General features: G+C 48.4%; 23 protein-coding genes. 16 read left to right on the forward strand and 7 right to left on the reverse strand.

The genetic code is table 11. The features are described 5' to 3' along the window. Positions 1-8: 8 nt before the first annotated feature. Positions 9-872 (forward strand): diaminopimelate epimerase, encoded by an 864-nt coding sequence (dapF, locus tag BM124_RS06845; RefSeq protein ID WP_093336276.1) that lies wholly within the window; start codon positions 9-11, stop codon positions 870-872. A 126-nt stretch (positions 873-998) separates the two neighbouring features. Here the strand turns inward: dapF and mqnE (BM124_RS06850) are convergent, their stop codons facing one another. Both mqnE (BM124_RS06850) and mqnE (BM124_RS06855) read right to left on the reverse strand, forming a co-directional pair. After that, complete coding sequence (mqnE, locus tag BM124_RS06850) at positions 999-2,096, reverse strand: aminofutalosine synthase MqnE (RefSeq protein WP_093336278.1); 1,098 nt, start codon at positions 2,094-2,096, stop codon at positions 999-1,001. A 28-nt stretch (positions 2,097-2,124) separates the two neighbouring features. Continuing rightward, positions 2,125-3,204 carry an aminofutalosine synthase MqnE gene (gene mqnE / locus BM124_RS06855; protein WP_093336280.1) on the reverse strand — a complete coding sequence of 360 codons (1,080 nt, stop codon included), beginning with the start codon at positions 3,202-3,204 and terminating at the stop codon, positions 2,125-2,127. 205 nt (positions 3,205-3,409) lie between these two features. Between mqnE (BM124_RS06855) and BM124_RS06860 the strand changes: the two genes are divergently transcribed. The 6 genes from BM124_RS06860 (at position 3,410) to BM124_RS06885 (ending at position 7,173) form a co-directional block, all read left to right on the forward strand. After that, positions 3,410-3,634 carry an aspartyl-phosphate phosphatase Spo0E family protein gene (locus tag BM124_RS06860; RefSeq protein WP_093336281.1) on the forward strand — a complete coding sequence of 75 codons (225 nt, stop codon included), beginning with the start codon at positions 3,410-3,412 and terminating at the stop codon, positions 3,632-3,634. 44 nt (positions 3,635-3,678) lie between these two features. Next, positions 3,679-4,065, forward strand: a complete 387-nt coding sequence (gene erpA / locus BM124_RS06865) for an iron-sulfur cluster insertion protein ErpA (protein ID WP_139217076.1) — start codon at positions 3,679-3,681, stop codon at positions 4,063-4,065. Between the two features lie 121 nt (positions 4,066-4,186). Next, positions 4,187-4,399 (forward strand): hypothetical protein, encoded by a 213-nt coding sequence (locus BM124_RS06870; RefSeq protein ID WP_093336285.1) that lies wholly within the window; start codon positions 4,187-4,189, stop codon positions 4,397-4,399. A 344-nt stretch (positions 4,400-4,743) separates the two neighbouring features. Further along, complete coding sequence (locus BM124_RS06875; RefSeq protein WP_093336287.1) at positions 4,744-5,955, forward strand: NAD(P)/FAD-dependent oxidoreductase; 1,212 nt, start codon at positions 4,744-4,746, stop codon at positions 5,953-5,955. A gap of 133 nt (positions 5,956-6,088) precedes the next feature. After that, on the forward strand, positions 6,089-6,460 hold the full coding sequence (locus BM124_RS06880; protein WP_093336288.1) for a YuiB family protein: 372 nt from the start codon (positions 6,089-6,091) through the stop codon (positions 6,458-6,460). A 104-nt stretch (positions 6,461-6,564) separates the two neighbouring features. After that, the gene (locus BM124_RS06885) at positions 6,565-7,173 is read left to right on the forward strand and encodes a 3D domain-containing protein (protein WP_244504263.1); all 609 of its coding nucleotides are present in this window, start codon (positions 6,565-6,567) and stop codon (positions 7,171-7,173) included. 52 nt (positions 7,174-7,225) lie between these two features. Here the strand turns inward: BM124_RS06885 and BM124_RS06890 are convergent, their stop codons facing one another. Next, a complete protein-coding gene (locus BM124_RS06890) occupies positions 7,226-7,708 on the reverse strand; it encodes a divergent PAP2 family protein (RefSeq protein ID WP_093336291.1) in 483 nt (160 codons plus the stop codon). 411 nt (positions 7,709-8,119) lie between these two features. On the opposite strand from BM124_RS06890, the gene BM124_RS06895 reads away from it, so the two are divergent. From BM124_RS06895 to dctP, 3 genes are read left to right on the forward strand one after another with little or no spacing between them, the layout of a single operon-like run. After that, positions 8,120-8,662 carry a TRAP transporter small permease gene (locus BM124_RS06895; protein WP_342028603.1) on the forward strand — a complete coding sequence of 181 codons (543 nt, stop codon included), beginning with the start codon at positions 8,120-8,122 and terminating at the stop codon, positions 8,660-8,662. A 27-nt stretch (positions 8,663-8,689) separates the two neighbouring features. Next, entirely contained in the window at positions 8,690-9,961 is a 1,272-nt protein-coding gene (locus BM124_RS06900) for a TRAP transporter large permease (RefSeq protein ID WP_093336292.1), read from the forward strand. A 46-nt stretch (positions 9,962-10,007) separates the two neighbouring features. Beyond that, on the forward strand, positions 10,008-11,129 hold the full coding sequence (dctP, locus tag BM124_RS06905; protein WP_093336293.1) for a TRAP transporter substrate-binding protein DctP: 1,122 nt from the start codon (positions 10,008-10,010) through the stop codon (positions 11,127-11,129). A gap of 76 nt (positions 11,130-11,205) precedes the next feature. Here dctP and BM124_RS06910 read toward each other — a convergent pair whose 3' ends face one another. Beyond that, the gene (locus BM124_RS06910) at positions 11,206-11,793 is read right to left on the reverse strand and encodes a biotin transporter BioY (protein ID WP_093336295.1); all 588 of its coding nucleotides are present in this window, start codon (positions 11,791-11,793) and stop codon (positions 11,206-11,208) included. Between the two features lie 164 nt (positions 11,794-11,957). Here BM124_RS06910 and BM124_RS06915 point away from each other — a divergent pair, with 164 nt between their 5' ends. Next, entirely contained in the window at positions 11,958-12,674 is a 717-nt protein-coding gene (locus BM124_RS06915) for a glycerophosphodiester phosphodiesterase (RefSeq protein WP_170841015.1), read from the forward strand. A 75-nt stretch (positions 12,675-12,749) separates the two neighbouring features. Next, positions 12,750-13,220 (forward strand): S-ribosylhomocysteine lyase, encoded by a 471-nt coding sequence (locus BM124_RS06920; RefSeq protein ID WP_093336298.1) that lies wholly within the window; start codon positions 12,750-12,752, stop codon positions 13,218-13,220. 400 nt (positions 13,221-13,620) lie between these two features. Here the strand turns inward: BM124_RS06920 and BM124_RS06925 are convergent, their stop codons facing one another. Beyond that, positions 13,621-14,238 (reverse strand): cysteine hydrolase family protein, encoded by a 618-nt coding sequence (locus tag BM124_RS06925; RefSeq protein ID WP_093336299.1) that lies wholly within the window; start codon positions 14,236-14,238, stop codon positions 13,621-13,623. Between the two features lie 151 nt (positions 14,239-14,389). On the opposite strand from BM124_RS06925, the gene BM124_RS06930 reads away from it, so the two are divergent. Further along, the gene (locus BM124_RS06930) at positions 14,390-14,887 is read left to right on the forward strand and encodes an Lrp/AsnC family transcriptional regulator (RefSeq protein WP_093336301.1); all 498 of its coding nucleotides are present in this window, start codon (positions 14,390-14,392) and stop codon (positions 14,885-14,887) included. Continuing rightward, positions 14,884-16,068, forward strand: coding sequence for an aminotransferase (locus BM124_RS06935; RefSeq protein ID WP_093336302.1), 1,185 nt, complete (start codon positions 14,884-14,886; stop codon positions 16,066-16,068). Before BM124_RS06930 ends, BM124_RS06935 begins: the two co-directional genes overlap by 4 nt. Before the next feature lie 69 nt (positions 16,069-16,137). Here the strand turns inward: BM124_RS06935 and BM124_RS06940 are convergent, their stop codons facing one another. After that, complete coding sequence (locus BM124_RS06940) at positions 16,138-17,478, reverse strand: sodium-dependent transporter (RefSeq protein ID WP_093336304.1); 1,341 nt, start codon at positions 17,476-17,478, stop codon at positions 16,138-16,140. A 249-nt stretch (positions 17,479-17,727) separates the two neighbouring features. On the opposite strand from BM124_RS06940, the gene yugI reads away from it, so the two are divergent. Further along, a complete protein-coding gene (gene yugI, locus BM124_RS06945; RefSeq protein WP_093336306.1) occupies positions 17,728-18,147 on the forward strand; it encodes a S1 domain-containing post-transcriptional regulator GSP13 in 420 nt (139 codons plus the stop codon). 64 nt (positions 18,148-18,211) lie between these two features. Here the strand turns inward: yugI and BM124_RS06950 are convergent, their stop codons facing one another. After that, positions 18,212-18,439, reverse strand: a complete 228-nt coding sequence (locus tag BM124_RS06950; protein ID WP_093336308.1) for a DUF378 domain-containing protein — start codon at positions 18,437-18,439, stop codon at positions 18,212-18,214. A 190-nt stretch (positions 18,440-18,629) separates the two neighbouring features. Here BM124_RS06950 and BM124_RS06955 point away from each other — a divergent pair, with 190 nt between their 5' ends. Then, positions 18,630-19,985, forward strand: a complete 1,356-nt coding sequence (locus BM124_RS06955; protein WP_093336310.1) for a glucose-6-phosphate isomerase — start codon at positions 18,630-18,632, stop codon at positions 19,983-19,985. Positions 19,986-20,074 lie beyond the last annotated feature (89 nt).

The raw sequence follows: 20,074 nt of genomic DNA on the forward strand, positions 1-20,074 counted from the left end.
AGAAGAGGATGAAGTTCACGAAAATGCACGGGCTCGGCAACAGTTATGTGTACGTTGATGGGTTTGAAGAAGTACTGGAAGAAGACAGGCTTTCCACCCTGGCACGGGACGTTTCGGATAAAAACACCGGTATCGGTTCCGATGGTCTAATTCTCATTGGTCCGTCTGATACAGCAGATATAAAAATGAGAGTGTTTAACACGGATGGTTCCGAGGCCAAAAACTGCGGAAACGGAATAAGGTGTGCCGTGAAACTCGCTTATGAAAACGGACGGGTGGATTCTCCCCATATTAATGTAGAAACATTGGGGGGAATGATGAAAGCTGTTTTGGACGAAGGGGATGCCGGCGGAAAAAGAACGGACGTTACCGTCGACATGGGAGAACCTCACTTAAAGAAACAGGAGGTTCCAATGATTATAGCCGGGGACCCGGTCTCGCATACAGTGGAGGAGCCGTTTGAAATAAAGGAGAGTGCCTTTTATCTCACGACGCTGTCGATTGGAAATCCACATGCTGTAGTGTTTGAAAAGAATGTAAAACAGGCACCTGTTTCAGAAATCGGCCCGGTGCTCGAGCATCATTCCATGTTTCCTGACAGAGCCAATATTGAGTTTGTAGACATGGTGTCGGAGCGTGAAATGAATTTCCGTGTTTGGGAAAGAGGGTCGGGGATCACCCAGGCCTGTGGGACCGGAGCCTGTGCCGCTGTGGTGGCGGCGGTGCTGACTGGTAGAAGCAGACGGGGCCATGAAGTCCTTGTTCATCTCGAAGGGGGAGATCTCTGGATTACGTGGGATCATGACGGACGCATCTGGATGAAAGGACCGGCTGAAACGATCTGTTCCGGCGAATATGTTCTCTCGACGTAGGAAGGCCACACGGGTGGAAATGGAGATGCTCAGGCACAGTGACAGCCTCTGATAGTGTCCATGAAGAATAGCTTTCCATTAAGAAATGTCCCCGGAGAAAACCATCTCCGGGGACATTTCTGGCTTTTAGTATGTTTTGATGCGGTTATAGAAGGTGTCCCGTTCGACGGGTTGTTTGTTGGCGGCTTTGATGAGATGGATCAGTTCTTTTCTTGTCAGTCCCTGGGATGTCAGGGCACCGACGGAGTGGGAAATCCGCTCTTCAATCAGCGTGCCGTGAATATCGTCGGAACCGAACGTGAGCGCCATCTGGGTAAGCTGCGCGCCGATATTGATCCAGTATGCTTTAATATGATCGAAGTTATCGAGCATCAGCCGTGAAATAGCAACGGTGCGCATATCGTCATACGGGGAAGTGCGCTGGTGCCACCCGGCATTCAGCTTGCGCGGCTGCATGGCAAGCGGAATGAAGACCATGAATCCGTTCGTTTTGTCCTGCAGCTGACGCAGACGATCCATATGAATGAGCCGTTCTTCAAATGTATCAATGGAACCGTAAAGCATCGTCGCATGGGTTTTCATGCCGAGGTTATGAGCAGTTTCATGCGCTTCAAGCCATTCGTAGGTGGACGCTTTTTCCGGACTCATCTTGGCACGGTAGCGTTCGGTAAGTATTTCCGCGCCGCCGCCCGGCAGAGTATCCAGACCTGCTTTCATCAATTCCTGTAGGACTTCTCTCATCGAAAGGCCGGAGATACGAGCGAAGAATTCAATTTCCGCAGCGGTATATGCTTTCACAGCGGCCTGTGGATAATGCTTTTTCAACGTGCGGACGGTATTCAGGTAATATTCGAAGCCGACTTCCACGTTGTGACCGCCGACGATGTGAAATTCCTGTATGTTATCATTCCAGCGTTTTTCCACATATTCGAGCAGCTCTTCTTCATGCATAGTGTAGGCGCCTTCCTGCCCCGGTTTGCGTTTGAATCCGCAGAACCCGCAGTTGGCTTCACAGACGTTTGTCGGATTGATGTACATGTTTTCGATGAAGTAGACGTTGTCTCCGCTTTTTTGTTTATTAACCTGGTCGGCGAGCTGGCCGATCGTAAGCAGGTCCGTTGTGTCATACAGGTAAAGGCCGTCTTCGATGGATAACCTTTCTCCGGTCTGGACTTTAGCGGCGATTTCTTCCATACGGGTGTCTTTCGTTAAGGTGACTGCCATTTTATCCTTCCTTTCCGGGTGGGCTGGTTTAATAGGTTTGCAGAATGTGATAAAGCGTGTCCCGCTCCGCGGGGATGCTGCCGGATTCTTTAATCATATCAATGAACCACTGTTTTGGCACCATGTGGGACGAACGGTTTCCCGCGGCATGAACAATCTGTTCTTCCATCACTGTTCCATCAAGGTCATCGACGCCGAACTGCAGGGAGATCTGGGCCAGTTTCTTTCCGATCAGCATCCAGAAAGCACGAATGTGCGGGAAGTTGTCGAGCATCAGCCGCGCAACGGCAAGTATTTTTAGATCATACCACCCGGTGGACGTCTGCTGAATATTGAATTCTTCCGCAAGCGTCGTGTTCTCCGGCTGGAACGAAAAACCGAAAAAAGCGTTGAATCCATTCGTCTCATCCTGCAGCGTACGCAGCCGGATGAAATGGTCCACCACATGCTCGGGTTTCTCGATATGACCATACAGAATAGAGGCATTCGACGGCATTCCCAGGCGGTGGGCGGTTCTGTGGATATGAAACCAGTCTTTTGCTCCGGTTTTATGTCCTGAAATAATGCTTCTGATTCCGGGGTCGAAAATCTCCGCCCCGCCTCCGAGTATAGAACCAAGCCCAGCTGCCTGCAACCGCTGGAGCACTTCTTCTTCAGGGATTCGTGATACTTTGGCGAGGTAATGAATTTCTACAGCAGTGAAAGCCTGAATGTGGATGCCGGGGTTATGTTTTTTAGCCAGTGCCATCATATCTTCGTAATACGAAAAAGGGAGCCTGGGATTTACTCCTCCCACAATGTGGAGTTCGGTGAACCCTTTCCCCTGCATGTCGATAAACTTCTCTTCCAGCTGTTTTAAATTAAGGGAATAGGACGAACTGTTTCCGGGTTTAACACCAAAGGCACAAAGCTTGCAGTCAAGGTAGCAGACATTGGTGTAATTTACATGGGTGTTCTGGATAAAATACACGCGGTCTTCATTCCACTTCCGCCGCACATGGTCGGCTAAAGATCCGATCTTCAAAAGATCGGGTGACGTCATGAGAAACATTCCGTCTTCAAAACTCAAACGTTCACCAGCATGGACTTTTTCTGCAACAGCCTGCATTTGATCCGGTTTCAGCTTTATTGGAGCCCCCTCCTTTGCCCTTATATTCCCTTTATTATACTACCGCTTGTAAGAAAATTAAAGGCAATGGAAGAAATAAACATCGAATTTTAAGTGAAAACAATTGTTTTTTTATGGAAAAAAAGGTAGAATAGAAGCAACCATCGTATCAAGAAGGGGATCCTACTGAAAGGGAGGTAATGTGATGGGGAATAGGTATGGTTATATCGATTTTCACGAAGAGCATTTGGAACTTCTCCGTATGAAAATGATGGAAGCGGCACGAACTCACGGCTTTTATCATCCATTGGTGCTTTACTACAGCCACGAAGTGGACCAGGAACACAACCGACTGCTTGGCCTTCAGTACCATCAGCCGAGATTACCTTCAACGATTTATCCAACGCGCAGACACTGGCAGGTTGTTTGATTCCTGCTGCCAAAAACGATATACTAAAACAAAGTCCTGACACAATGATAAATGTACAGGAAAAGGAGGTACAGGGTATGATTACTATTACAGAATCCGCTGCAGCGCAGGTTAAGAAAATGAAAGAGGAAGAAGAAGACCCGAACCTGAAACTTCGTGTCGGCGTGAAGGGCGGAGGCTGTTCCGGTCTCTCCTACGGACTCGGCTTTGATACAGAAGTGGAGGAAAACGACCACAAACTGGAGCAGAACGGTCTCGAAGTCCTTGTGAACAAGGGAGACGCGGATGTTCTCGAAGGTGTGGTTATTGACTATAAACAAAACATGATGGGCGGCGGTTTCACGATCGACAACCCGAACGCTATTGCCAACTGCGGCTGCGGAAGTTCGTTTAAAGCAGCTACCAGAACCGGTACACCGGAAGACTGCTGATTACAGCCCGGTAACTGTTCTGCCTCCTTTCAGCGGACGGAACAACCCGCTGAAAGGAGGTTTTGTTGTGAAAAGGCATGGGAAGAGCAGGTAACAAAGAAACAGGGAGAGGGGACAAAACATGAATAAGTACATTTATTCCTACCATATTATATCCACAGACGAGAAGAGCAGATTCGGTGTGCCGGCTTCGAGCCAGGAAGAAGCAGATGCCGGAATCCGCGAGGCGATTGCCGATATTGAATTTACGGAGCCGGAAGACGTTCAGTCCATCACATTCGACAGTGTTATTAAAGAAACAGACAATTATTTCGAATGCGAAGGTTGCACCTGAGAATCGTTCCTGCAGCGATTCTTTTTTTATGCAGAAGGCTGGATGCCGGGACATGTCGTACCCGGCATTTAGCTAATGTAACCTGACACGTTTTGTCAGCAATTTTCAATGAAAAGGTTGAAAAACATATAAAAAAAACATATCATGTTAAGTGTGAACCGTGTTTATGCACGTTTTTTTGAACATAATGAAGAAAAAGTCCTATCATTCATATGCCTCCGTCTTGTGAAACAGACGTTTTTTTAAAACTGTATACGTGAAATGAATCACATACAGAATATAAGGACATAAAGAACAAGGAATACGTGAAATAATCAAATTATTTAATATTGGATGTGATGAACATGGCAGCGGCGGTTAAGCCAACCATACTCATTTTAGGAGCCGGCTACGGCGGTATGGTGACAGCGTCAAAAATTGCGAAACAGTTCGGGCACAGTGATGCGAATGTCACTCTGATCAGCAAGCACAATTACCATTATCAGACGACATGGCTGCATGAACCGGCAGCCGGAACGATGGATCCGGAGCGGACGCGAATGCCGATCGACTCCGTCATTAATACGAATAAAATCAAATTCGTACAGGACGAAGTAAGGGAAATTAAAAAAGAAGAAAACAAAGTCGTCCTGAAGGAATCAGGTGACATGGAGTATGATTACCTCGTTACCGCACTCGGTGCTGTCCCGGAAACGTTCGGTGTCGGGGGTGTGTTTGAACATGCCTTCAGCAAGTGGACGGTAAATGGTGTGCGCGAAATGAAAGAGCACATTGAATACTTGTTTGCCAAATACAACAATGAGCCGGAACCACGCGACGACTATCTTACGTTTATCGTGGCGGGAGCCGGGTTCACAGGCATGGAGTTCATTGGTGAATTGAGTGAACGGATTCCGGAACTGTGCGAAAGCTACGATGTTCCGAGGAATAAAGTGAAAATGTATGTGATTGAAGCAGCTCCGACCGCACTGCCCGGGTTCGACCCGGAGCTGGTCGAGTATGCGATGAACCTGCTTGAACACCGCGGGGTGGAGTTCAAAATCAACCAGCCTATCAGTGAAGTGAACGCGGAAGGAGTTGTTCTCAAAGACGGAGAAGAAATCAAATCCCAGACGGTAGTATGGGCAACCGGCGTACGCGGCCACCCGGTTATTGAAGAGTCCGGCTTTGAACATATGCGCGGCCGTGTAAAAGTGGAACTGGACCTGCGCGCGCCGGGCGAGGATAACATCTTCATCATCGGGGACTGTTCTCTTATCATTAACGAAGAAACGGAACGGCCTTATCCTCCGACCGCCCAGATCGCAATGCAGCAGGCGGAAACCGTGGCTGAAAATCTTCACGCTCTCATTAAAGGTAATGAACTGAAGGAATTTAAACCTGACATCAAGGGAACCGTCGCTTCACTCGGTGGAAAAGAGGCGATCGGTGTCGTTGGAAACAAGAAGCTGTACGGTTCCTCGGCGAACTTCATGAAAAAGATGATCGATAACCGGTATCTGTGGATTCTGGGCGGTGCCGGTCTGATGCTGAAACGGGGAAAAAATCCGTTATAAACTGTGTTTCATCCCTGCGCGGCGGGAACCTGCCCCGCAGGGTTTTTCTTTGTGATGGTTCCTGCATACCGCCGGAATCCCTGATGGATCTGTCTTGTAAAAGTCACAAAATTGTCAATTGGTTTAATGTATAATGAACCAGCCTAATACTGCTCTGTTGGAGGTGAGAGAGAAAGTGACCGGAATTGCCAGCCTGCCTCAGCTCATTATATCCATGATGCTGTTTTTACTCCTTTTTTTCGGGATTGGTTTTTTATTGAACATGATTCTTCGTTCCACGTGGATCATGGCTGTAACCTATCCGATTATCGTTATTCTAATTATTGATGAAGTAGGGATTTTTGATTATATATTTTCACCTGTATCTTCTTTCGGCGCGCTGGGTGGACACGTTGCAAACCTGCAGTCCGTCGACATTCTAATCCTTGTGTTTGGACTTGCCGGCGCTATTTTGTCCGGCATTGTCATTAAAATGCTGCGAAACCGGGGTTATCAAATGTTTTAAGTTTTACAGCCGGCACGGGTATGCATAAACATATGAATTTCTGGAAATGCTTTGTTGATGAGAGGAGTGGTCTCATGCAACGCAGCATTTTCAGGAGATTGCTAATGGGTGTGCTGTTTACCGTGGCACTCGTCACTACCATTTCCTACATTACGAACGTAAAAGCAGAAGAGCTACCACGCTATTTTTATGATTATTTTCAGCAGACCAATGAGAAAAAAAGCAGTATCGAACTCCCGCAAAAAGGCGGTGTGAAGCATGCCGGCAGACAGATACCGGAGGCAGAGTCCCTGTTTAACGTAGAAGGCGGTTTGACAAAGATGGTAACAGCCACCGGGTATACTGCCGGTTATGAATCCACCGGTAAAACAGCATCACACCCGGGGTATGGTATTACGTATTCCGGGGTAAAAGCACGGAGGGACCGGGTATCCACCATTGCCGCGGATCCGTCTGTTTTTCCGATAGGTACCCTTTTGTACATTCCGGGTTATGGGTACGGAATGGTGGCTGATACCGGATCGGCTATTAAGGGAAGTAAGATCGATTTATATTATGAATCAGTGAAAGATGTATATGATGAATGGGGCAAGCGGAATCTCCAGGTTTTTGTTTTAAAAGAAGGGGACGGTTCCTTAACCGAACCGGAAATGGAAGCAATCAATAAAGAAGGGATTTTACCGGTGTTTAACCCGGTCCCTTCTTCTATATAGAAACAGGATAAAAAGCAGCCGTCTGAATAGACGAGCTGTTTTTTTATGGCTTTTACCAGATCGGCATGTAATAATGTCCTGCCCATGCAAATGCCAGGCCGACGACACAGCCGAAAAAGACTTCAATCGGCTGATGTCCGAGCAGTTCTTTCAGCTCTTCGCGTTTTTCGGTTTCCTGCTTTTTCTGCCATGATTTTGCTTCGGAGACAAACTTATTAAAGTCCACAACGAGCTGGTTCAAAACGGTCGCATGGTAACCGGCGTGCCGGCGTACCCCGGTGGCGTCAAACAGTACAATAACTCCGAAAACCATGCATATGGCGAATAACCCGGAATCAAAACCATGTTCCAGACCAATAGCTGTAGAAACGGCAGTGACGGCAGCGGAGTGGGAACTCGGCATACCGCCTGTGCTGGTGATGAGGGTGATATCCCATTTTCTGGATGCGATATACGATAAGGGGATTTTTACGACCTGCGCGAAAAGAATAGAGCAGAGCGCGGCCCAAAGAGGAAAATTCTGCAGTATTTCCATAGTCTATGTACGTCCTTTCAAGTAGGTGGCATCGTGATATTTCATACCGGTGATGGCCCGGAGACCGTTATATATGATAATCATGAACGGCTTTATATTGTCAAATACTCTTCCATTTTAATATAGGATGAACCATCATATAAGAAACAAGTCAGCATAAAATCCTGCATATAGTATTGTATCACAGGAACGTCCTTCACCGTTCCATTGTTTTCGCCGCCGATTCCGTAGATAAGAAGAGGATACTTCAGTCATATTACAGATATGGTTTCCTTTTCCATGATAATTCCTTTTTACCGGCATATACGACGCTATATACGTCAAAGAGGAGTTTGAATAAAGCAGAAGACAAGGGTAAAATATAAAAAATACTGACTTTTCGAATTATTAGCAATCAAGGAAGGGTTCTTCATGATGAACATAGTAAAAAAGCTGGATAAAGGACTGACCCGGGTGGAAGAGGGCATATTGAGCCTGTCTATCATAACAATTGCCGTCATGGTTGCCGGTAATGCAGTCAGCCGTTTTTTCGGAGAAAGCTGGTCGTTTGCCTCGGAGATCAGTGAACTCTCCCTCTACGCGGCGACGTTCATGGGTATAAGCTATGCGGCGAGAAAGGGAAGACATATCACCATGTCGGCTCTTTTTGATAATGTTCCCTTTCCACTGCGCAAAACACTGGCTCTTGTTATTCCGTTCATTACCGCGGTTATTCTGTTTATCATGGCCTATTTCTCTTATGAATATGTTCAGTCGACATCCGGACGGGTTACTTCTGCTTTACGTATTCCTTACTACTGGATGGTTATATGGGCTCCCATCGGCTTTTTCCTGGGCGGGATTCAGTTCCTCCGTAACTTCTGGGTGAATGTAAGAAAAAAGGACGTGTATCTGGCGGAGGAACGCAAGGATTACCAGTCTGAAGAGGAAGCAGCAGAGCAGCAGAAGACGTAAACTATAGAGAATAGTGGGGAATGGCAGATGGTTACGACACTACTGGTCATTATGTTTTTATTTTTAATGCTCGGTTTTCCGATGATGATTCCGCTCATTCTGGCACCGCTTGTCATTGTACTGTTTTTCCTGCCGCAGGTAGAGCCGTTTCTGATGATCCAGCAGATGATGAGCGGTATATCAGGACCTGTCCTGCTTGCGGTTCCATTGTTTATTTTCGCCGCTGATATTATGTCCATGGGAAAAACATCGAACCGCCTTCTTGATTTTGTCGGCGCGTTTGTCGGGCACCTGCGGGGCGGTTACGCGATTACGACGACGGCGGCATGTACATTGTTCGGTTCTATTTCAGGATCTACACAGGGGACGGTTGTTGCAATCGGTACGCCGATGCGGGAGCGGCTGCTGAAAATCGGCTACAAAGATTCGACTGCGATTGCCTTGATTATTAACGCGAGTGATGTTGCCCTGCTCGTACCGCCGAGCATCGGCATGATCATTTACGGCCTTATATCCCAGACCTCTGTCGGTGACTTGTTTATAGCAGGTATTCTGCCCGGGGTGCTGATTTTCAGCTGCTTTGCGGTCTATGCGTATGTGCACGCCCATATGTTTCATATACCGCTCGCGGCGAAGGCAACCTGGCCGGAACGTTTCCGGTTCACATGGAAGGCGGTTTTTCCGCTGATGTTTCCGGTTATCATTATCGGCGGTATTTACAGTGGATTTTTCACCCCGACGGAGGCTGCCGGCATGTCTGTGCTTTATGCACTTGTGCTCGAACTGGTTGTTTTTCGTTCATTCAGTATTAAAAAGGTACCGGGTATAGCTCTTTCCACAGGATTGGTAACGTCGGCTGTGTTTATTCTGGTGGCAGGCGGCCAGGCATTTGCTTTCACTCTCGGCATAACAGGAATTCCGGGCATGATCGCTGAAACTTTTCTTTCGGGGAGTCCCGGACCAATTGAAGTGTTGATTATTGTATCGATTTTTTTCTTTGTAGGATGCATGTTTGTGGATCCGATCGTCGTTATTCTGATTCTGACACCAATATTTATTGATGCGGCAACAGCTGCCGGGGTAGATCCGGTTCATTTGGGGGTTATTGTCACCTTTCAGGCTGCTCTCGGGTCGGCAACACCGCCGTTTGGTGTAGACATCTTTACGGCAAGTGCTGTCTTCAACCGATCTTACCTGGATACGATACGCGGCACACCGCCGTTTATTGTGATGATGCTTGTTGTCTGTGTGCTTTTGATTATATTTCCAGAGATTTCTCTCTTCCTGGTTCCAGAGTGAACGGGAGGTTGAGATATAGATTAACCATTCTAAGGGGGAAACAAACATGAAAAAAAGCAAATTCAAATGGCTGCTTGGTACAGCGTTAAGTTCTTCTCTTGTTCTTACCGCTTGCGGCGGCGGGGGATCGGAAGAAAGCAGTGGTGACAGCGGGGGAGACGCCGGCGGGAACTCCGGGGGCGGTGGAGAAGAAGAGGCTGCCGGCGGGGAAACATACGAATGGCGTTTTGTCACGGAAGAAAGTCAAGGACAGATGCAGTATGAATATGCAAGTGAATTTGCCAGCCGTCTTGAGGAAAAATCAGACGGACAGATTTCGATAGAGGTGTTTGAATTCGGTGGACTGGGCACGGAAGTGGATCAGGTTGGCCAGCTCCAGAGCGGGGCCGTCGAAATGGCTATCATTTCCCCGGGATTCACCGGAACGATGGTAGAAGAAGGACAGGTTTTCGCCCTGCAGTTCCTGCTTCCGGACAACCAGGAAGACGTCCACCAACTGCTTGAGACGAGCGAGGCGCTGAATGAAGACCTTGCTGCGTTGTATGAAGAACAGAATATTATGCCACTGTCCTTTTTCACGGAAGGGTTCATGCAGTGGACGGGGAACAAGAAATTAGTGGAACCGTCCGATTTCGAAGGATTTACGATGCGGACACAGAATTCTCCGCTGATTCAGCAGTCTTACGGACAGTACGGGGCGGACGCAACAGTGATGAGCGCGGGCGACCTGTATACCGGGCTGCAGAACGGCACAGTCGATGGTCAGGAGAACCCGATTTTCTTTATCGCCGATTCTTCTTACCATGAGGTACAGGATCACATGACGATTTCCAATCATAACTCGTATGTTGCGATGATGACGGTAAATCCAGGCTTCTACAACGGTCTTCCGGAAGAGATTCAAGGCATGATTGATGAGACAGTCGAAGAAATGCGGGACGTCGGCTTCGATATACAGGATGAGCTGAACAGTAAGCTTCTTTCCGATATCAAAAATAACGAAGACACGCCGACGGAAGTAACAGAATTAACCTCGGAGCAGCGGGACGCGTTCCGGGAACTGGCGATGCCGATGCGTGATTACTACCGGGAAAATGCCGGAGATCAGGCAGGAGCTATTCTAGATAAGCTGGAGTCTGAAATCGCAGAAATAAATGAAGGATCCTAAACAAAACAGCCCGGTCAGGCGCAGTAGCGCCTGACCGGGCTGTTTTGACAACGGTAGAATGCACGCCTGTTTCTGTTCACGCTGATTGTTTGGACGCTTGAGATTTATTCCGCCGGTTCAGCATATAATAGAGCTTTGGCACTGCCGCTGCGGTCAATGCGGTCAATATAACGTCCTTCACAAGCGGTAGAGCCATCCATGTCCATAACAGCCCGTAACTGAACCCATCCGGTGCATCGGCAATCGTCATGTAGGCATAATACATGTACGTCGTTCCAAGGGCGTAATTAATAATGAGGCTGAGGAAAGCAGCCGTGAAAAATGTCGGAAGCCCAGGCTTTGATTTCATTTCTATAATTTTTCCCGTGACGAAAGCCATGATGATAAAAGATAAGATAAATCCGAACGTAGGACTGACGAGCGCGCGGAAGCCTCCGGAAAATTCCGAAAATACCGGCAGCCCTACCAGACCGATTAACATGTATACAATCATGGAAAAAGCGCCGAGGCGGCTGCCGAGCAGTGCACCAGCCGCAATGGCAATGATCGGCTGCAAGGTGACAGGCACTCCGCCAATGACGAGAAAGGCGGCAACGTTGGCGCCGATTCCCATTAATGCGGCAAAAAGGGCCGCAGAAACAATCTCAAAAGGTTTAAATGTCATCGTATGTGCCCTCCTATTATCTGTTCTTCTGAGTCATTATCATAAACGAATGTTCCTTTTTTGTCAACTTAAAATATAAATAGGTTAACAATACAAAGCTTGACGAAACGAAGCGGTGTTTGTATAGTATGTAACCAACCTTAATGATTCGGAGGAAACCGGTTATGGTCCGTAATCACAGCATGATAATCATTGCTCACCGGGGCAGTCCGGCTACCGGCATGAAAGAAAATACGGTCGAATCCTTTCACCGGGCTGTACAACTCGGCGCAGATATGATCGAAACCGATATACGTCAGACAAAAGACGGACAGCTGGTCTGCGTCCACTATCCTTCCTGGCAGGGAAAAGCCATCCGGGACATGTCCTACAAGGAGTGGAGCAGAAAAACACAGCGGAAAGAAGGCTGGAAACCGGCTCTGCTGCAGGACCTTCTTCCTCTGCTCGACAAAAAATATACGTTCAATGTAGAAGTGAAGGAAAAAGGCCTGGAAAAGAAGGTGCTCGAACAGATTCCTGAACGTGACAATATTCTGTTCTCTTCCTTTGATGAAGAGATTATCCAAACTATCAAACAGCTGGACCCTTCCTGCCGCACGGCTCTGCTTGTTGGAAGGTTTGATCTGCAGCAGGAGCGCAGAAGGCCTTTTCAATGGTGGCGCGACTATTTTCCTGAAAAACGGCTGCAGGAGGCGCAGGCTGATATGGTATGTCCGCATTTCCGCCTGGCTGGTCCGCGTTTTACAGCCCGGCTGCATGAGCAGGGCTACCATGTGTATGTCTGGACGGTCAATCACCCGGGACGTCTGAAAAAATTAAAAACATACGGCGTGGACGGCGTCTTTACAGACAATGTGGAAGCGGTGAAACGCTTGATCTGACAACCGCTGTGGATTGCCAAATGAAGCGCCGGCATTGTATGATGGAACAAAGACATGATAAAGGAGTGTTGGTTTATGGCACGCGTAGAAAGTTTCGAGCTCGATCATACCAAAGTGAAAGCTCCATACGTCAGACACGCCGGATTTCAGCGGGTCGGTACAGACGGCATCGTCAATAAATTTGATCTTAGGTTTGCTCAGCCGAACAAAGAAAACATGACGCCGCCGGTTATTCACACGCTCGAACATCTTCTTGCGATCAACATCCGCAAATACGCCGAAGAATACTCCCATTTTGAAGTAATCGACCTGTCACCGATGGGATGTCAGACCGGTTTCTATCTCATTATGAACGGAGAACCGGAAATAGCGGAGTTGATTGATATTCTGGAGAAAACAATGGAAGATTCGCTGACGTACGAAGAAGTACCTGCCGCTACCGAAGAACAATGCGGGCAGGCAAGACTCCATCATCTGGATAATGCCAAAGAATGGATGAAGTACTGGCTCGGTCAGGACAAAGAGGAACTGAAAAAGGTATTTTAAAGAATCAGGGCACCGCACACTCATTGAAATAGAGTAGAGAATGAAAACGAGCCCGGAACAAAAAAGTACCGCTCGATTGATCATCCGAATGGTGGAACGGGATGCTGCACTTTGGCATCCTGTTCTGTCGTTCGGATTTTTAGTTGGACGAAATCTATCTATGCCTCTGTCCGCTGTCAGATTAATTCCCGGAGCTGATGTCCGGTAGGAGCGGTTTATCGGACACTAACGGGTGAAAATGAAAACATAATGGACGATAGAAGCTTCTATCGTCCACTACCTGCTCCTTCCGGTGTTCCAGTGTCTCCTGGAACCGTTCTATCGGACACTAAACACGAGATGAAAACGTGCAGTGTTCCTAAGACGGCACGTCGTCAACAAAATAGGCATCTCCCTGTCATTATGGATTTTCCTGGTCGTACTTCCGGGCGCGGTCGATGAGGTGTTCTACATTGTAGTCACTGCTGTTTGTGATATCTGCTTTCAGCACATGACTCATCAAGTGCAGAGCGAGCTCATTATCCTCGGAGCTGTTGGAAGCGGTGCAGTCCCCGGGGACAAATAACTGATAATGCCTCATGTAGGCGTCGTTGGCGGTGAAGTGGACACACATGTTTCCCGCCACCCCGGTAATAATCAATGTTTTTACTTCCAGGTAATCAAGCAGAATATCAAGCGGTGTCGCAAAAAATCCGGAAAACTGCGGCTTCAGCACGAAATAGTCGTCATCGTCGGGTTCAATCATTTCCGTGACGGGTTTTCCTTTTACATCATCACGCTTGCAGTGGGTGATAAGTTCCTGAAAGTCGCTCTGCCAGCGGCCGTAATTGTCATTTACATAGATGACGGGAATGCCGTATTCTTTCACTCTTTTTTTGAGCGAGGCGATGTTTTCCGCGGCTTTCAGCGCATGCGGAAATAAATAATCCCTGTCCTCAAATTCCAGGTCATTGATCATGTCCAGTACAATTAACGCTGTCGAAGATTTTTCCGCTACATGCAGTAATTTGTCCGTCATCATCAACCCTCCATTCTTTTCCTTGTTATCATTCCCGCACCACCACCATGTTTAATCTAAAATGCAATGTCACCCCGGCTGATCATATGATAAGATAGACGGTAATGAGAAAAGTGAATGCAGTACTGCACGCTTGAAAGGAGAGGCAGAGATGGAAAAGCATGAACTGGAAATACTGAAGCTGGTGGAAGATAACGGCCGCCTCGGTGTCCCTGCCATCGCCAAGATGGTGGACCGCAAAGAAGAGGAAGTGCAGGCGGTATTAAATAAATTGGAAAAAGAAAATGTGATTGTAAGCTATGCGGCCGTCGTAAACTGGAGCAAAGTGGAAGAGCAGGAAGGCGTGACGGCTATGATTGATGTGAAAGTGACACCGCAGCGCGGAGTCGGCTTTGATGAAGTGGCGGAACGGATCTACCGCTTCCCGGAAGTCAAAGCGCTCTATCTCGTCTCCGGTGCTTACGATTTATCCGTCGTTATTGATGGAAAAACGATGTCTGAAATAGCCGGCTTTGTTTCGGAAAAACTGTCTACGCTCGAATCAGTTATTTCCACCACCACCCATTTCCGTCTGAAAACCTACAAGCATGACGGTGTGGTATTTGAAGACGGGGAAGACGATGATAAAAGGATCGTGGTGTCGCCATGAGCACCCCTTCCGTAAGAAAAACCAATCGGTTGTCGGATGCGGTGCAGCATATCCAGCCGTCGGGCATCCGCCGTTTTTTTGATATGGCGTCTACGATGGATGATGTGATTTCACTCGGCGTCGGAGAACCGGATTTTGTAACCCCGTGGAATGTGCGGGAGGCAAGCATTGATTCGATGGAAAGAGGCTACACCGCCTACACGGCCAATCCCGGCATCCCCGAACTCCGGCAGGAAATTTCGAAGTACCTCAATGAACGCTTCGAAACCCCGTATGATCCGGAACGTGAAATCATCGTCACGGCGGGCGCGAGCGAAGCGATAGATATCGCCGTCCGTTCCACCGTGAACCCGGGAGAGGAAGTTATTATCGTCGAGCCTGGTTTTGTATCCTACGCGCCGGTTGTGTCGCTTGCCGGAGGTACACCGGTTTCCATCGGAACGAAAAAGGAAAATGAATTCAAATTAACGAAAGAAGAACTGGAAGCGGCCGTTACCCCGAACACGAAAGCGGTTATGATCAGTTTTCCGAACAACCCTACCGGAGCTGTTATGACAAAAGAAGAGCTGGAGCCGCTTGTTGATGTCATCGAACGTCACGACCTGCTCGTTTTTTCGGATGAAATTTATGCCGAACTGAGTTATGATAACGAGCACTGCAGTCTTGCCGCTCTTCCCGGGATGAAAGACCGCACCATTCTTATTTCCGGATTCTCTAAGGCGTTTGCGATGACCGGCTGGCGCCTCGGTTTTGTATGCGCTCCGGCTGATATCACAGCCGCTATGCTGAAAATTCATCAATACATTCTCATGTGTGCGTCCACTCCCGCCCAGTTTGGAGCGCTCGAAGCACTGCGGAGCGGCCGGGATGATGTAGAACGCATGATAACAAGCTACAAGCAGCGGCGCAATTACATTGTGAAATCTTTTGCCGAAATCGGTTTGTCCTGTCACGTGCCGGGTGGGGCGTTTTACGCCTTTCCTTCGATTGAAAGCACCGGCATGAACTCGGAGCAGTTTGCCGAAGGGCTGTTGAAAGAGGAGCACGTGGCCGTAGTTCCCGGTGGCGTATTCGGAGAAGGCGGAGAAGGACATATCCGCTGTTCCTACGCGACTTCCATGGAGTCGCTGGAAACTGCACTCGACCGCATGGGGCGTTTTCTGCGCCGGCATTCATCCTGAAAAATCAATAAAAAGGCTGCACCGGAAACGTACCGGGCAGCCTTTTTTTTACGGATTATCGTTACGCTGTCACCAAACGCCGAGGACATCGAGAAAAGCGGCGAGAATCGCAGCCGGTGTGATATAGCGGAGCACAAACAGCCATACCCGGAAGAAACCGGTGGAGAGACTGGAGCCGCGAAGAAGTTCTTCCTGCAGGACGTCCGGCTTCAAGCGCCACGATACAAAGACCGCGATCAAAAAGGCGCCAAGCGGAAGCAGAATGTTGCTGACGAGAAAATCGACCTGATTGAAAAAGATATCGCCGAAGATCAACCATTCGGATAACAAGCCGTACGAAAGATTCGACGGAATGCCGAGCAGAAAGATCGCGATGCCGGCAATCCATGCTGCTTTTCTGCGCCTTTCAGGACGCTGGTAGGAAGCCGTCGATACCACGATTTCAAGCAGCGAGAATGCCGACGTTAACGTGGCAAACAGCAAGAGCAGTAAGAACAGCGAGAAAAATACAGAGCCAAACGCGATTTCACTGAAAACAGCGGGAAGCACCGCGAAAATAAGTCCCGGTCCTTGACTAGGCTCCAGACCGAAAGCAAACACGCCCGGAAAAATTGCGAGACCGGCAAGAAACGCAATAAAAATACTTAAACCGACAATCGAAAACGCCGATCGGACCAGGCTTTCTTTTTTGGACAGGTAAGAGCTGTAGGTTACCATGATGGAAACACCAAGACTTAACGAGAAGAAAGCCTGTCCGAGGGCGAACAGAACCGTCCCGCCGTCAAGACTGGAAAGATCCGGCTGAAGGAAAAAGCGGATGCCCTCCATTGCTCCCTCTAAGGTGACAGAACGCACCACGAGAACGGCAAAGATAAGAAACAAAGCCGGCATCATAATCGTGCTCGCCCGTTCAATTCCTTTCTGGATGCCGCCCTGGACGATAAGAATCGTAAGAAGTATAAAGGCCAGATGAGCCGCGCCGACTTCCCACTGATTCGAGATGATGGAATTAAATAACGCCCCGAAATCGCCGCCGGGTGGATTCGTCAATCCGCCGGTTAAGCTGCGGATGAAATAGGTGAAAATCCAACCTCCTACCACGGCGTAAAACGAAAGAATTAAACAGGAGGAGATAATGCCGAGGATGCCGACCAAGTGCCAGGAACTCTTTGGCGCCAGTTCTTTGTACGCCTCGATCGGCGGTTTCTGTGTCCGGCGCCCGATCACAAATTCCGCCAGCATAAGCGAGGTCCCAAGAAGAATCGTAAACAACAAGAAGACCAGAAAGAACGCTCCCCCTCCGCTCGTTCCGGTCACATATGGAAGCTTCCAGACCGCGCCCAGACCGATAGCCGATCCCGCCGCAGCCAGAATAAAGCCTAATTTTGAATGCCATTGATCTCTATTCATGCCTGCCCCTTCCTTTCATTAAACGATGTAAACATCTCAAAAACCATATCGGAAAACAAGGAGTACTGTCAATGAAACCCGGGACATTTCAAGAAGAAATCTGGGACCGGATTCAAAGATTGCTGCACTTGTTTCGCATTTTCATAACCAAAGGGAAAAAACGGAGCAGGATTTATAAATAAATAAATTGCTGAATGGGGGAGGATGTGATATAATTTGTTAGCTAATAACTTTTTAGGAGATGTTTGAATGTCGGTAGAGCAATACGAGGTAGGCAGTATCGTTGAGGGCAAAGTCACAGGAATTAAACCGTTCGGGGCTTTTGTCGCTCTTGATGAAAATAAACAGGGACTCGTCCATATCTCTGAAGTCGCTCATGGGTATGTAAAAGATATCAATGATGAACTATCAGTCGGAGACGAAGTCAAAGTAAAAATCAAATCCGTGGATGCGGACAGCGGTAAAATTTCGCTTTCCATCCGTGATACGCAGGAAGCGCCGGAGCGGGAAGACAAAAAGCCAAATAACAGCGGCGGTCCGAAAGGCGGATCCAATAAAGGCGGCCAGCAGAAAAACCAAGGGTTCAATACCCTCGAAGATAAGTTGAAAGACTGGCTCAAGCAGTCGAACGAAATTCAGGCGGACCTGAATAAACGCATCCGTAAGTAAAGAAAAGAAGGGGGATTCCGGAACAGCCGGAACACCCCCTTCTTTTTTTACGTAAAAGACAGGCTTACCGCTGAGGTTCGGGGCTCCTCTCCAGTTCTTCATCCGGTTTGAACAGAACGGAGATGCTGTAAAGGCCGGCAATCCCAACCAGAGCGTAAATCACCCGGGACATTGCCTGGGCCTGGCTGCCAAAGATGGCTGCGATAAGATCGAATCCAAAAAATCCAATTAGCCCCCAGTTCACCGCACCTATAATGGTCAGAACAAGAGCCGTACGCTGTATGCCGCTCATACTCCTTCACCCCCCTTCACCTGTGTCACGCTTACGACTTATCATGAGAAAAGAAAGCATGCTTTATACATGATGGACACGAAAAGAAATCATTCCAGTTTGCAAAGCTCTCCTTCCATAAAAATAGCTTGAATTCCAAAGCGCCGTTCTATACATTGGAAGAAGAGACTAATACTTTGGAGGAAATCTTATGCCAAAAGACATTCAATTTGATTACAGCAGTGCGCTGCCGTTTTTTGATGAAAAAGAACTGGAGCAGCTCGCAGGCCAGGTACATACAGCCCAAACGGCTATTCATGAACAGACCGGGGCAGGGAGTGATTTTCTCGGATGGGTGGATCTCCCAAAAAATTATGATAAAGAAGAATTCGCGCGTATTCAGCAGGCCGCGGCAAAGATCAAAAGTGATTCCGACGTACTGCTCGTGCTCGGCATCGGCGGCTCGTACCTCGGGGCCAAAGCTGCTATTGAAAGCCTCACCCACACGTTCGACAACCAGCGTGGAAACGATGAGCGCGGCGGGCCGGAGGTTTATTTCGCGGGCCATCACATCAGCCAGTCCTACATCCGCCACTTGATGGATATGCTGGACGGAAAAGACGTCTCCATCAACGTTATCTCCAAATCTGGCACAACCACCGAACCGGCGATTGCGTTCCGTATTTTCCGCGACTTTCTGGAGAAAAAATACGGGAAAGAAGAAGCGGCGAAACGTATTTACGCCACGACAGACAAAGAAAAAGGGGCCTTGAAGACGCTTGCCGATGAGCAGGGGTATGAGACCTTTAGGGTGCCGGATGATGTCGGCGGCCGGTATTCTGTTCTCACTGCTGTCGGTCTTCTTCCGATTGCTGCGGCCGGACTCGACATCGAGCAGATGATGCAGGGCGCTGACGCCGCGCGAAACACCTATGCCGAGCCGGACCTGATGAAAAACGAAGCGTATCAGTACGCCGCTGTGCGCCACGCACTTTATCAAAAAGGAAAAGCCATTGAACTGCTCGTTAATTATGAGCCGAGCCTTGGTTTCTTTTCTGAGTGGTGGAAGCAGTTGTTCGGCGAAAGCGAAGGAAAAGATCATAAAGGTCTCTTCCCGGCTTCGGTGAATTTTTCAACGGATCTTCATTCGATGGGGCAGTACGTGCAGGAAGGACGCCGTCACTTGTTTGAAACTGTACTTCAGGTGGAGCATGCCGGTGAAGACGTTACCATTCCCAAAACGGAGGACGACCTCGACGGTTTGAATTATCTCGCGGGGCAGTCCATGGATTTCGTCAACGAAAAAGCGTTCCAGGGGACACTCCTCGCCCACACAGACGGCGGTGTGCCGAACCTTGTCCTGCGCATTCCGGAAATGAACGAATACTACTTTGGATATCTTGTGTATTTCTTCGAAAAAGCATGCGCCGTGAGTGGCTTCCTGCTCGGCGTTAATCCGTTTGACCAGCCTGGCGTGGAAGCCTATAAAAAGAACATGTTCGCCCTTCTCGGAAAACCCGGCTTTGAAGCGCAGCAGCAGGAACTCGAGAAACGATTGAATCAATAAGCACAATCCCGGAGAAATGTTCTCCGGGATTTTTGCATGAAAAACGGCAGTCGGGAAAAAGTAAGAACAAAAAAGAAGGCAGGGAAGCT

The sequence above is a fragment of the Salibacterium halotolerans genome (assembly GCF_900115625.1).
GTDB classification, from domain to species: domain Bacteria; phylum Bacillota; class Bacilli; order Bacillales; family Marinococcaceae; genus Salibacterium; species Salibacterium halotolerans.